Raw genomic sequence first — 14,258 nt, forward strand, 5'->3', positions numbered from 1 at the left:
CCAGAATGAAAAATATTCCTGATTATTTATTCGATTTTGCCCAGTCAAACCCTGACAAGCCGGCTTTGCTCCATCCTGATAAAATAAGTTTTTCGGGACTATGCCTCCTTACAAACAGATATGCTGCCGGATTTCAGGATATTGGAATTACCCAGGGAATGAAAACCATTGTCCTGGTAACCCCCGGAGTTGACTTTTTCGCAATTACATTCGCACTGCTTCGTATTGGTGCAGTGCCAGTTATGATTGATCCGGGAATGGGTAACAAAGCAATGGCATATGCCCTGTCGAAAACGGAATCCCGTGCATTTATCGGAATACCAAAAGCCCACCTGCTACGCTTAATGTACCCTCACGCTTTCCGACATGTTGAAATATTCGTGACGACCGGCTTTTCATTAAGATGGCAAGATCACAGCCTAAAGGCCATCCGGAAATCGGAATGCTTCAATTATGAGATTTGCCATGCTATGCCTTCGGATGTGGTGGCGGTATTTTTTACCAGCGGTAGCACTGGCCCGGCAAAAGCTGTAATTTATCAGAATCGCATGATTGATGCACAAATTAAGTACTTGAGAAATCACTTTAATTACAAATCTGACGATATTGATCTTTGCACATTTCCCCTGATTGGACTGCTTGTAATTTGTCTCGGGCTTTCTATTGTTTTGGCCGATATGGACATGACACATCCATTACGCCTGAAACCTGATAAACTTATCATGAATATTGAGCAATTTAATTGTTCAAGTATGTTCTGCTCACCACTGGTTTTGAGACTAATAACTGATTATTGTATCGCTAATAAACTACATATCAAATCATTAACAAGAGTTTTAACTGCTGGTGCACCTGTTTCTCCAGCATTATTGAGAAATATTAAAAGAGTGCTTCCGGAATGTTCTGTTGTTCACACACCATTCGGTTCAACAGAAGCTCTTTCAGTTACAGATGCAGTGGATTCAGAATTACTGGCTGTTTATGGAAACTCTGAAAACTATTTTAACGGAATTTGTGTAGGCTACCCATTAAAAGGCATCAGGTTAAAGATTATTAAAATTACAGATAATCCTGTTGAAACAATTGAAAACGTTCAGGAGATGAATGCCGGAGAAGTAGGAGAAATAGTGGTAAATGGCCCGAATGTAACCCAAAGCTACCTGGCTGATGATTGGGCCAGTAAAATTTCTAAAATAGCAGAAAGCAATAGTTCTTTACTATGGCACAGGACCGGTGATGTTGGAAAAAGCGATGAAAACGGAAGAATCTGGTATTTTGGAAGAAAATCGCAGAGGGTTGAAACAGGCACAGGAACTTTATTCACCATACCCTGTGAAGCAGTGTTTAACCAGCATCCGGCAGTTTTCCGTTCTGCTTTAGTTGGTATCAAATCAAATTCTCAAACAGAACCAGTAATTTGTATTGAGTTGAAAGCAGGAATAAAAAAGTCAGAACATCTTGTAAAAGAACTACTTAACCTCGCACAGGAAAATAAGTGGACAAAGAAAGTATCAACTGTGCTGTTTCATAAAAATTTTCCTGTTGATCCGCGACATAACGCTAAAATTTTTCGTGAGAAACTATCCGAATGGGCTAAAATTCAATTAAAATGAGGGTATTGGTAACAGGTGGCGGCGGTTTTGTTGGACTTGCACTGGTGCAGCGACTTATTGAATTGGGCTACGACGTTACATCCTTTTCAAGAAGCCTGCATACTGAGCATTTCGATCTTAAAGTAAAAATTATCAGGGGCGATTTAATGAACCCATCTGAAATTCATTCAGCTTGCAAAGGAATGGATGTAGTATTTCATAATGCTACCAAAGTTGGCTTTTGGGGTTCATATCGCGATTTTTACAACACCAATGTTCTTGGTACATCCCATCTGATTGATGCTTGTATCCATAATGGAATTAGTAAGTTGATCTATACAAGTTCAGCAAGTGTTGTTTATAGTGGAACTGATCTTGAAGGAGTTAATGAGTCAATTGGTTATCCTTCCAAGCCTGTTTCCCATTATACTTCTACCAAAGCTGTTGCAGAACAATTGGTTTTAAGTGCGAATGCCGAAACTTTCAAAACTATTGCCTTGCGCCCACACCTGATATGGGGGCCTGGTGATACACAATTGCTTCCAAAAATTATTCAGCGGGCAAAATCAGGGAAATTAAGGAAGCCTGGAAACAAAGATCATCTGATTGACACAACTCACATCAACAACCTGATCAATGCACTTTTACTGGCTATGAAAAAAATGGATGAAAATCCAATAGTATGTGGAAAAGCATTTTTTATAACTAATGGCAAACCAGTATTGGTGTGGGATTTCATTAATGAAATTATTCATTCTGCTGGCTTACCCCCGGTTCAAAAAACAATACCAAAACCGCTTGCGTTTTTCACAGCATGGATATTAGAAAGGTTCTATTTTTTACTGTGCATAAAATCAGAGCCTTACATCACACGGTTTCTGATTCAGGAATTATGTTCTCATCATTGGTTTGATATTTCTGCAGCAAAGAATTTATTGGGGTATACTCCAATTGACTATTCCAACTGTGGTGTCGAGATGCTGCTGAATTAATGACCACAAGAGTATATCTTTTGGGATTATCATGTTCTATCTCGCCTATTCTAGAATATTCTGTTTCTTCTGCGTTCAATTTAATCTTGCTAATTTAGCAGAAATTTAAGCCGCACATCATGCCATCCGATAAATTCTTTCCTGCTCCCCTACCCGTCTTACTTCAAATCATTCTTAATCAATACAATCGCAATAAAAGCATTTTGGGGATTACAGAGAATTTATTTTTCCGACCCGTTATTTCTGATCCGTTCAGGACAAATCGCTACGAGCGTTTACTGGAAACGCCTATCGGACTTGCGGCTGGGCCTCACACCCAGCTTTCGCAAAACATTGTGGCAGGTTGGCTCACAGGTGCAAGATTCATCGAACTTAAAACCATTCAAACCCTTGATGAACTGGAAATCTCAAAACCCTGCATTGACATGCAGGACGAAGGCTATAACTGTGAGTGGTCGCAGGAATTGAAGGTTGAACAATCTTTTGATCAATACCTCAATGCCTGGATTCTGATCCATGTGCTGAAAGATCATCTCAGAATCGGGTCAGCGGAAGAACCGGGTTTTATTTTCAACATGAGCGTGGGATACGACCTCAAAGGCATACTGAGCGACAATGTACAATGGTTCCTGGAAAAAATGCAGAATGCCACTCAAGAACTAGCGGCGAAAATTGAGGAAATTAAACCTATCTATCCCCGCATCACACAATTGAAAATTAGTCAGAAATTATCGGATAATGTAACGCTTTCCACCATGCACGGTTGTCCGCCGCACGAAATTGAAGCCATTGGCACTTATCTGCTAAGAGACAAAAAACTGCACACAACTATTAAGCTCAACCCAACTTTATTGGGCAAAGAAGAATTGCAAAAGATCATGAAGAATTCAGGATTCGAAACCAATATTCCTGATAAGGCATTCGAACACGACCTGAAATACGATGATGCAATCAAAATCATTTCATCACTTGATGAAGCTGCGTCCATTCACAATCTGCACTTTGGGATAAAACTCACAAATACTCTTGAAAGTGAGAACCACAAGGATGTATTTCCGCCTCATGAAAAAATGATGTACATGAGCGGCAGGGCGCTGCATCCGGTTTCGGTGGCGATTGCAAACAAAATTCAGCAGGACTTTAATGGCCGCCTCAATATATCATTCAGCGGAGGTGCTGATGCTTTTAATGTGACTGATTTGATAGCTTCCGGCCTGGATCCGGTCACTGTCTGCACCGACCTGCTGAAACCTGGCGGCTATGGCAAGCTACATCAATATATTGAAGAGCTGCGCAATGATTTTGCCCAGAAAAAAGCACATAGCATCGAAATATTTATATCGGCCCGGGCAGGTCATCCCGAAGCCGGTCTGAACCAAGAAGTGCTGACAAACCTTGAAAATTATGCTGAAAAGGTGTCGCAACAAGAGCGCTACAAGAAAACCAACTTGCATGACCCCAGCATCAAAACCACACGCCCATTAGGTTGGTTCGATTGCATCCATGCACCCTGCGAAGACACCTGCCCAACCAACCAGGACATTCCAAATTATAATTATCACACCGCAAACGGTGAATTTCAAAAAGCCGCTGCGGTGATCAGGCAAACCAATCCTTTCCCGCAAACTACCGGCATGATCTGCGACCATCTCTGTCAGTTAAAATGTACTCGCCTCAACTACGATCACCCGGTTCTGATCAGGGAAATAAAGCGTTTTGTGGCTGAGCGGGCAATAATGGGCGACCCGAAGCTGCCAGATCAGGTAAAGCCCGTAACCGGCAAAAATGTGGCGGTGATTGGCGCCGGGCCTTCCGGATTATCCTGCGCTGCTTTCCTTGCCCGTGCCGGATTCCAGGTTGAAATTTTTGAAACCAAATCAAGGCCTGGTGGCATGGTTTCCTCTGGCATTCCCTCATTCCGCCTGACTGATGAAGCCATAAAGAACGATGTCGCTGACATTGAATCGCTTGGCGTGAAAATTCATTATGATGAGGAAATCAATCAATCACGCTTCGAAAAACTGAGAAATGAATACGACTACATCTATATTGCAGCAGGCGCTCAGCGATCCAGCAAACTCAGGATCGAAAGTATAGAAGCTGCTGGAGTAATTGATCCTTTACACTTTCTTGAGGATCTGAAAGATGGAAAGAAAGTCTCGTTGGGAACCAATATTGTGATCATCGGCGGAGGCAATACAGCCATGGATGTGGCCCGAACGGCTTTCAGGCTGGTAGGCAAAAACGGAAAAGTCACCATCGTTTACCGCCGAACCATTAAGGAAATGCCGGCCGATATGGGTGAAATCAAAGCCGCACTGGCCGAAGGCACGGAAATTATTGAACTGGTTGCGCCTGTTCGTGTGAACACCAAAGATGGAAAAGTTACCTCAATCACATGCATCAAAATGGCGTTGGGCCAGAAAGATGCCAGCGGCAGGCCAACACCTGTGAAGATTCCCGGTTCAGAATTTGAAATAGAAGCTGACACAATTATACCGGCTGTTGGACAGGAACTCGCCATTGATTTTTGTGATCCTACCTTATTGCGAACCAAATCAGGTTCGTACGAAACACAAATTCCCCGGATTTATATTGGCGGTGATGCCATGCGTGGCGCTTCCACTGCAATCAACGCCATTGGTGATGGACGGAAAGTAGCACAGGAAATCATTGACCGGGAAAAAATTGCGTTCAGCACAAAACCTGAAAATTTAAGAATGCCGCAGGATATAAACTGGCATGCGATGATGCGGGCAACGAAAATGCCAGCGGTTGAAGTGAGGGAAACATCGCTGGAAGGCCGGAAAAACTTCAACCTCGTGTCTTCTACCATCAGCGAGGAAGAAGCCATGTATGAAGCTTCACGCTGCCTGCTCTGCGACGAAGTTTGTAATATTTGTACCACCGTTTGTCCGAACCTGGCATTTCATAGTTATGAGATTCAGCCGATTTCAATACAGCTACAAAAACTGGTTCGCAAAAATGGAAACTGGGAAATTGCTGAGGATAATCAGCCCTTTGAAGTAAAGCAGCAGCGGCAGATTCTCCACATCGCCGACTGGTGCAACAATTGCGGGAATTGTAACACTTTTTGCCCATCTGCTGATGCACCTTACAAAGTTAAACCGCATCTATTCCTGAATAACGAAGCCTTTGAGAGTGAAGATGAAGGCTTTTGGCTTGAACACGCAAACGGAAAAAGAATCCTGCACAGTAAATCAAAAGGGAAACTAACAAAATTTACCCGGGAAGAAGGCAGATTGATTTATGAATTTGGTAACAATCGTATTGTGCTGGATGAAAACAAGATGGAGGTCATTGATTACGAAATTAATAGTTTTGAGGAAGCAGAAATTGAGTTAAGCAAGTTTGCAGAAATGGCTATAATTCTTTCTGGTGTGATATCATTTATGGAACGCGAATGACGCAATAGAACGCGGATGACGCGGATTGAACAGATTTTCGCGGATTTAATCCCTACTTATCCGCTTGATCCGCATAATCAGCGTTCTATCAAAAAGTAATCCTGTGAATCTGATTGAAAAAGAACTTATTGAGAAAATTATCAATGCATTTTATGAGGTTTACAATACCCTCATTTATGGCTTTCTTGAGAAAGTTTATGAACATGCACTATACAAAGAGCTTAACAATAGGGGGTTTCATGTATCAAGGCAGGAGCCGATAGGAGTATTATATAAAGGACAAAAAGTTGGTGAATACTATGCCGATCTGGTAGTTGAAGGAAAAGTAATCCTTGAGCTTAAGGCGTCAGAGTCAATTTGCGACGAGCACAAATACCAATTAATCAATTATTTAAAAGCAACAAATATTGAGGTTGGACTTTTATTTAATTTTGACAGAAAACCTCAATTCGACAGAAAAGTATTTCAAAATAAAAACAAAATCTAATCCGTAAGAATCAGCTAATTTTGCGTCATACGCCACGGTGCACAAGTCCGTGTTCCATTTTGGAAACTTTATCCGTAAGACCGCTAGAAGCGGTCGGACTGTTTTAATTAATTCGCGATCATCCGCTCAATCCGCGTCATCCGCGTTCTATTCAAAAGACTATGAACAACAAACAAAAAACACTCGAAAACACTATCCAACGCTTCAGGGAGAAAAAGATCATTCTCCCCACTTTTGCTCAAATGCGAAATCCTGAGCTTATCCCTGAAACAATCAAAACCAAACTTAAAAACATTGGCCTTTGGGATCTTGATCCTCTCAACTTATTCAGGATCACCTGGAAAAACGAACCCAAAGCTTTTGGCGGTGGTTTTGGAAAGGTCAATTATCTTGAAATTCCCCCTGAGCTCACCGGCATTAAAGCCAGGGTAGTGATGATCGTTGGAAAGTGGTTTCCCACTGGTGCTCACAAAGTTGGCGCAGCATACGGCTGCCTGGCACCCCGTATTATCCAGGGTGAGTTCGATCCCACCCATCACAAGGCTGTGTGGCCCTCAACCGGAAATTACTGCCGGGGCGGCGCCTTTGATTCTTACCTGATGGGTTGTCATGCCGTTGCAATCCTTCCGGAGGAAATGAGCCAGGAGCGTTTTGAATGGCTGAAGGAAATTGGCGCGGAGATTTTTGCAACACCCGGCTGCGAATCGAACGTCAAAGAGATTTATGATAAATGTTGGGAACTCCGCCGAACCAAACCTGACTACATCATTCTGAACCAGTTTGATGAGTTTGGGAACCCGACCTGGCATTATCATGTTACTGGTCCGGCGATAGAGGAAGCTTTCAAGGAAGTGAAAACGCCTGGTTCAACATTGACAGCCTATGTTTCAAACACCGGTTCGGCAGGCACAATCGCTGCTGGTGATTATTTGCGGGAGAAATACCCGCTGATGAAAGTGGTGGCATCGGAAGCGCTGCAATGCCCTACACTGCTAAATAATGGCTTTGGCGGGCATCGCATCGAGGGCATCGGCGACAAACATGTGCCCTGGGTTCACAATGTTAAAAATACGGATGTTGTTACAGCCATTGATGATGAAGATTGTATGCGACTGCTCCGCCTTTTCAATGAAGCTGCCGGAAAAGAATTTCTTAAAAATGAAGGTGTTGACCCTGAAGTTGTTGATCAACTGCATTTATTAGGGATTTCAAGTATTGCCAATCTTTTATCGGCCATAAAAACCACTAAATATTTTGAATATACTGAAAATGATGTAATTATGACCATCGCTACCGACAGTGTTGAGTTGTATCAATCGCGGCTGGAAGAACTCAAAAAGGAACGGGGGGAATACACAGCGCTTCAGTCTGCACGCGATTTTGAGAAATGCCTGATGGGAACCCAGACTGATAATATGAAAGAACTTTCCTATCAGGATCGCAAGGCTATACATAACCTGAAATATTTTACCTGGGTGGAGCAACAAGGCAAAACGGTGGATGAACTCAACGCCCAATGGTACGACCCGGATTATTTTGATACGCATTTTAAGATGGCGGATGATTGGGATGTTATGATCAAGGAATTTAATGAGAAAACAGGCGTGTAGAAGACAATAGAACGCGGATGATGCGGATAAAGCCCGTCCGACTGCTCCAAGCGGTCTGATGGATAAAATAACTTCAAAATCAGCGATCATCAGTTCAATCCGCGTCATCAGCGTTCCAATCAAAATCAAATGGATCAAAAGTTCAAATACCAGTGCACCACCTGCGGATCGGAATACGGTTCAGAAGAGGTAATTTACCTATGCCCGGAATGCAACAGATACCAACATCCCAAAGAGCCACCCAGGGGCGTGTTGAAAGTAATCTACGATTACCAGGCTTTAAGAGAAAGAAAGATAGATTTCCAACAACTGAAGCAAAATGGATTTCTTGATATTCTGCCAATTGAAAGCCTTTCCAGCCTGCCTAAGCTAAAAATCGGGAAGACACCACTTTATCAAATCGAAAAGTTAAATGGGGTAAATATTCCTTTCAATTTATATATAAAAGATGATTCCCAAAACCCGACCTTCTCATTCAAAGACCGCGCTTCAGCCTTGGTCTCAACTTTCGCTAAAGAAAGAGGGCTAAATAACATAGTTGCTGCTTCAACAGGAAATGCAGGTTCATCGCTTGCCGGGATTTGTGCCGCACAGGGTCAGAAGGCGATCATTATGGTTCCGGAAACTGCACCCATTGCCAAGCTGACACAAATCATGATGTATGGAGCAATCATTGTTCCGGTTAAGGGAACCTACGACCAGGCTTTTGATTTGAGCATTGAAGCTTCAGATAAGTTCGGATGGTACAACCGCAATACTGCCTACAATCCCCTCACCATCGAAGGGAAAAAAACAGTAGCCTTTGAATTGTTTGAACAAATGGGGTTTACGGTTCCTGACAGAATATTCGTTCCGGTTGGTGATGGAGTAATTATTTCGGGTGTTTACAAGGGATTTGAAGATTTGTTAAACCTGGGCATCATCGAAAAGATGCCAATCATTGTTGCTGTGCAATCCTCGGGAAGTGACAACCTTGTAAGAAACTTAACAAACACTGTGTTTGAATCCAGAGCGAGTGTAACCATAGCCGATTCAATAGCGGTTGATTATCCGCGAAACTTTCACATGGCCAAAAAGTACATTGAAATATACAATGGCGAAACGTTGATCATCCCTGACAACGCGATTATTGATGCATCAAAACTCCTTGCAAAAGAAACAGGCATTTTTACTGAACCGGCATCGGCGGCGGCCTATGGAGGATTGTGTTTATATCAGCATAAAGCTTTGATTGAGCCTGGTTCAAGCAATGTAGTTTTACTCACCGGAAGCGGACTCAAAGATACAGGATGCCTTGGATCTGTAATTAAGTTGCCTTCATCAATCAGTCCAACAATTGCGAACCTGAAAGATTTTATCAAATGGTAAATTTTACGCTCAACGGAACATTGGTGGTTTACAATGGCGCTCCAGATAAAACATTGCTAAATTTCCTTCGCCTCGACCAACACCTCACAGCAGAAAAAGATGGCTGCTCAGGTCAGGGCGTTTGCGGGGCTTGCACCGTCGAGATCAATGGAGAAGCAAAGCTTGCATGTCTGATTAAAATGGCAAAATTGCAGGATGCTGTGGTTCTTACGATGGAAGGCTTTCCGGATTATGTTAAAGAAACAATCGCCAAATCCTTTGTAAATAGTGGCGCTGTGCAATGCGGTTTCTGTATTCCGGGTTTTATTGCCCGAACCAAGGTGCTGCTGCAAAAGAACCCAAACCCTGACATCCACGAGATTCGACAGGCTATCAAACCGCATTTATGCCGATGCACGGGTTACAAGAAAATTGAAGAAGCAATTCTCGAATCTGCTAAGGCTCTTCGTGAGAACCTTCTGGTTGAGATTACTGAAACCACAGGTGAGGTTGGCAACTCACATCCAAAATACAAAGCTTTCGAAACCGCCCTGGGAATCCGAAAGTTTGTTGATGATATTTTCCTTGACGGAATGCTTTTCGCAGCTTTGAAGTTCAGCGATCATCCGAAAGCAATTGTTAAAAATATTCACACCAAAAAAGCTGCTGCATTGCCTGGGGTTCAGAAAATATTTACAGCCGCCGACATTCACGGCAAGCAGAACGTGGGTTTGATTTATGACGACTGGCCGATAATGATCGCCGAAGGGCAAGCTAATCATTACATTGGCGATGTTATTGCCGGCGTGGTGGCCGATTCGGAAGAAATTGCCCGTAAAGCTATTTCACTAATTGAAGTGGATTATGAAGTGCTCAAACCGGTTACCGATGTGTTTGAAGCCATTGACGGCGAGCGGGTTCATCCAGGAAAACCCAACCATTTCGACACCACAAAATTCACCGTTGGCGACACCGGTGCTGCCTTTAGTGAGGCAAAGTACATTTCTCGAGGCAGCTATGAAACCCAGCGCATTGAGCACGCCTTCCTGGAAAAGGAAAGCGCCATCGCCCACCCCGATGAAAATGGAAGATTGGTGCTTTACAGTCAAAGTCAGGGAATTTATGTAGATCGCCGACAAATCGCCCCGGTTCTGAATATTCCTGAAGAAAGAATCCATGTGATCCAGGTTCCCAATGGTGGCGGGTTCGGAGGAAAAGAGGATTTGAGTGTGCAGGCACATGCCGCGCTGTTCGCATTTCTGCTTCAGAAACCGGTGAAACTAAGCATCAGCCGTGGCGAAAGCATCCGCCTGCATCCCAAGCGGCATCCGGTTTTTATGGATATGGAACTTGCTGCCGACGAAAACGGGAAAATTATAGGATTAAAACTACTGGCCACCGGCGATACCGGCGCTTACGCCTCGGTGGGAACCAAGGTGATGGAGCGCGTAGCAGGCCATGCTGCCGGTGGTTATTTTATCCCCAATGTTTCCATTGAAGCCCGAACCGTTTACACCAACAACATTCCCAGTGGCGCCATGCGTGGTTTCGGTGCGAACCAGGTGAATTTTGCGCTCGAAAGCTGTATTGATGATATTTGCTACCAGGCCGGCTTCGACCGCTGGAAGTTTAGGTATGACAACGCTTTGGTGGATGGTTTGGCTACTTCCACCGGCCACAAAGTGTATGGTGTGGGCATCAGGGCCTGCCTTGAAGCGTTGAAAGAAGATTTTTATAAATCCAAATTTTCCGGGATCGCCACCGCCATCAAAAACTCAGGGGTTGGCAACGGGATGATTGACGAATCAAAGGTGATAATCGAAATTGTTTCGATTGATAAAGTCGTGATCAAACATGGTTGGACTGAAATGGGCCAGGGAGTTCACAACATGGCCATACAAACCCTTTGCACAGAAACCGGCATTGATCCACAGATAATTGATGTAGTGGTTGATACAAATGCTGGAATTCCCACCGGCATGACTACTTCCTCACGCGCAACAGCTTTATTGGGTCTCGCAATCATCAATGCTGCAAAACCCTTGATAGAAGATTTGAAATTAAAATCGCTGAAAGAGCTTGCCGGTAAAACCTACCGCGGGGAATTTGTATGTGACTGGACCACAAAACCCGGAACGTCTGGCGTAGAGCAAATCACTCATTATTCTTATGGCTATGCCGCTCAGCTTTGCGTATTGAATGAAAAGGGAGAAATTGAAAAAATTGTCGCTGCCCATGATGGCGGTAAAATCATGAATCCCATGCTGTTTGAAGGACAGGTACATGGAGGCGTGCATATGGGGCTTGGTTATGCTCTCACCGAAAACCTACCAATGAAAGACGGTTTTTTAGTAAGCGACAATATGCGCGACCTGAAAATCCTGCGTGCACATGAAACTCCTGAAATTGTGGTCAAAATGGTGGAAGTGAAAGACCCTGTCGGGCCTTACGGCGCCAAAGGCATTGGAGAAATCGGGCTGGTTCCTACAGCTTCGGCTGTTGCAAACGCTTTTTATAATTTTGACGGAATAAAGAGAACGAAATTACCTTTAAAACCGATAGAACGCGGATGACGCGGATTGAACTGATGATCACAGATTAATCAGCGTAAATCCGCATAATCTGCGTCATCTGCGTTCCAATTATAAACATTATGGCAATTCTACTTAAAAATGCAACATTCATCAATTGGGAAACTCTCAAATTCTCACAAACCAATATTCTTGTTGAAGAAGGTGAAAGAAAGCAACTGAAGTCTTTTAAAAATTCAGACCAGGTTCAAACTGACTCACATGATGAGATCATTGACTGCACCGGCAAATATGTTACCAAATCCTTTGCCGTTGGGCATCACCACGTATATTCCGCGCTGGCGCGAGGTATGCCTGCCCCGGCAAAATCCCCACAGAACTTCAGGGAAATTCTTCAATACATCTGGTGGAACCTCGACAAAGCATTGGATAAGGAAAGCATTGAAGCCAGCGCTTTGGCAACTGCCATGGCCTGCGCCAAAGCCGGCGCTACCTTCGCCATTGACCACCACGCTTCTCCAAATTGCATTGAAGGCTCACTTGAGATCATTGCCAATGCTTTTGAAAAAGTGGGTGTGAGCCATTTGCTCTGTTATGAGATCACCGACCGTGACGGCAAGGATAAAGCTGAACAGGGTTTGGATGAAAATGAACGCCATCTGGAAAACAATCAGGGGTTGGTAGGAGTGCATGCCTCTTTCACCGTAAGCGATGAAACCCTTGCAAAAGCAGCGAGCCTGTCCGAAAAATACAATACCGGTGTGCATATGCACATTGCTGAGGATCTTTACGATCAGGAACATTGCATTGCGCATCATGAGAAAAATGTGACTGAACGACTCAGGGATTTTGGCTTGCTCAACTTCGCCAAAACCATCCTGGTGCATGGATTGCACCTAAGCGAATCTGAGCGGAAAATTATCAGTGAAAGTAAAGCCTGGATGGTCCAGAACATGGAAAGCAACCTCAAAAATAAAGTAGGTTACTTCAATGGTGAAGGTTTGGATCCGAACAGTATCATGCTTGGAACCGACGGCATGCACAGCGATATGCTGCAAAGCTCAAAAGCCGCTTTTTTTGCCGGACAAAAGTCTGATAACATCAATTATGCATCTGCTTATCAACGGTTCAGGAATGTGCACCGATACCTGAACACAAATGGGTTCAAAGGCGACGGCGAAAACAACCTGGTGGTAATGGATTACGACTCCCCTACCCCATTCAAGCAGGAAAACTTCTTGGGGCAGTTCATCTTCGGTTTACATTCGAACCATGTGCAGCATGTGATCAGCAACGGTAAGCTGATTGTCAAAGACCGATTGCTACAAAACATTGATGAGCAGGAAGCGTTAAGTTTTACCAGAGAGCAGGCGGAGAAGTTGTGGAAGAAGCTATAGTTCAAGGTTCCGGGTTTAAAGTTCAAGGTTAATGGGCCCTAGAGTATTTCGAAGAGCTAACTTAAGGAACCTTTTATCAATCCCGATATCTGAACCTGAAACTTTGAACTTTGAACTTTGAACAATCATAAATTGTAAATCTCAATGGATATTGTCACACTACAATGGATTGGTTACATCGCTTCGGCGATCATCGCTATTTCGATGACCATGAACTCAATCCTGAAATTCAGGTGGATCAACCTCGCCGGAGCAACTACCTTTGCTGTTTATGGCTTCCTGATCGGAGCATGGCCGGTTGGGTTTTTAAATTCTTTCATTGTACTGGTGGACGTTTATTACCTTGTAAGTATCTATTCAAAAAAAGAAATTTTTGAGATCCTGGAAGTCAGGCCTGAAAACCGCTATCTGATCCGCTTTCTTGAATTTCATAATGAGGATATTCAAAAATTCTTTCCCGGATTCAGCTATAAGCCGGAAATGAATACTGTAAGTTTCTTTACTTTGCGAAACATGGCTGTGGCAGGTGTTTTCCTTGCACATCGTAAAGAAGACAATACATTGAGCGTGGGACTGGATTTTGTCCTTCCTGAGTATAGGGATTTTAAGAATGGGCGGTTTATTTACGGACAACTGAATACCAAATTCGCAGATGCCGGATTCAGGAAAGTGATAGCCGATGGAAAAAGTAAAAAGTATGCAGGATACCTCAGAAAGATAGGCTTTGTGGAGAATGCAGATGGCTTGTTTGAGAAAACACTGAAATGATGGAACACTGATGACGCAGATTTATAGGATTTTCGCAGGTTATTAGTTGGATTAATACGACTGCCGCTGCCTACTGCCACTGCCTACTTTTTCTTTGGACTTTGAA

At 43.5% G+C, this 14,258-nt stretch carries 9 protein-coding genes; all 9 read left to right on the forward strand.

Features of this window, described 5'->3' with window-relative positions:
- Positions 1 to 5 precede the first annotated feature (5 nt).
- The 9 genes from IH597_15720 (at position 6) to IH597_15760 (ending at position 14,152) form a co-directional block, all read left to right on the forward strand.
- On the forward strand, positions 6 to 1,613 hold the full coding sequence (locus IH597_15720) for an AMP-binding protein (GenBank protein ID MBE0663905.1): 1,608 nt from the start codon (positions 6 to 8) through the stop codon (positions 1,611 to 1,613).
- Positions 1,610 to 2,584 (forward strand): NAD-dependent epimerase/dehydratase family protein, encoded by a 975-nt coding sequence (locus IH597_15725; protein ID MBE0663906.1) that lies wholly within the window; start codon positions 1,610 to 1,612, stop codon positions 2,582 to 2,584. Before IH597_15720 ends, IH597_15725 begins: the two co-directional genes overlap by 4 nt.
- 119 nt (positions 2,585 to 2,703) lie before the next feature.
- The gene (ygfK, locus tag IH597_15730) at positions 2,704 to 6,012 is read left to right on the forward strand and encodes a putative selenate reductase subunit YgfK (GenBank protein ID MBE0663907.1); all 3,309 of its coding nucleotides are present in this window, start codon (positions 2,704 to 2,706) and stop codon (positions 6,010 to 6,012) included.
- A 103-nt stretch (positions 6,013 to 6,115) separates the two neighbouring features.
- A complete protein-coding gene (locus IH597_15735; protein ID MBE0663908.1) occupies positions 6,116 to 6,499 on the forward strand; it encodes a GxxExxY protein in 384 nt (127 codons plus the stop codon).
- A 161-nt stretch (positions 6,500 to 6,660) separates the two neighbouring features.
- Positions 6,661 to 8,109 carry a pyridoxal-phosphate dependent enzyme gene (locus tag IH597_15740; protein ID MBE0663909.1) on the forward strand — a complete coding sequence of 483 codons (1,449 nt, stop codon included), beginning with the start codon at positions 6,661 to 6,663 and terminating at the stop codon, positions 8,107 to 8,109.
- 129 nt (positions 8,110 to 8,238) lie between these two features.
- Positions 8,239 to 9,477: a threonine synthase gene (thrC, locus tag IH597_15745; GenBank protein MBE0663910.1), complete on the forward strand. Its 1,239-nt coding sequence runs from the start codon at positions 8,239 to 8,241 to the stop codon at positions 9,475 to 9,477.
- Positions 9,471 to 12,029, forward strand: coding sequence for a selenium-dependent xanthine dehydrogenase (gene xdh / locus IH597_15750; GenBank protein ID MBE0663911.1), 2,559 nt, complete (start codon positions 9,471 to 9,473; stop codon positions 12,027 to 12,029). The genes thrC and xdh overlap by 7 nt, the downstream gene beginning before the upstream one ends.
- Positions 12,030 to 12,109: 80 nt before the next feature.
- Entirely contained in the window at positions 12,110 to 13,384 is a 1,275-nt protein-coding gene (locus IH597_15755) for an amidohydrolase family protein (protein ID MBE0663912.1), read from the forward strand.
- 144 nt (positions 13,385 to 13,528) lie between these two features.
- Positions 13,529 to 14,152 (forward strand): hypothetical protein, encoded by a 624-nt coding sequence (locus IH597_15760; GenBank protein ID MBE0663913.1) that lies wholly within the window; start codon positions 13,529 to 13,531, stop codon positions 14,150 to 14,152.
- Positions 14,153 to 14,258 lie beyond the last annotated feature (106 nt).

The sequence above is a fragment of the Bacteroidales bacterium genome, from assembly GCA_014860575.1.
GTDB lineage: Bacteria > Bacteroidota > Bacteroidia > Bacteroidales > JAAYJT01 > JAAYJT01.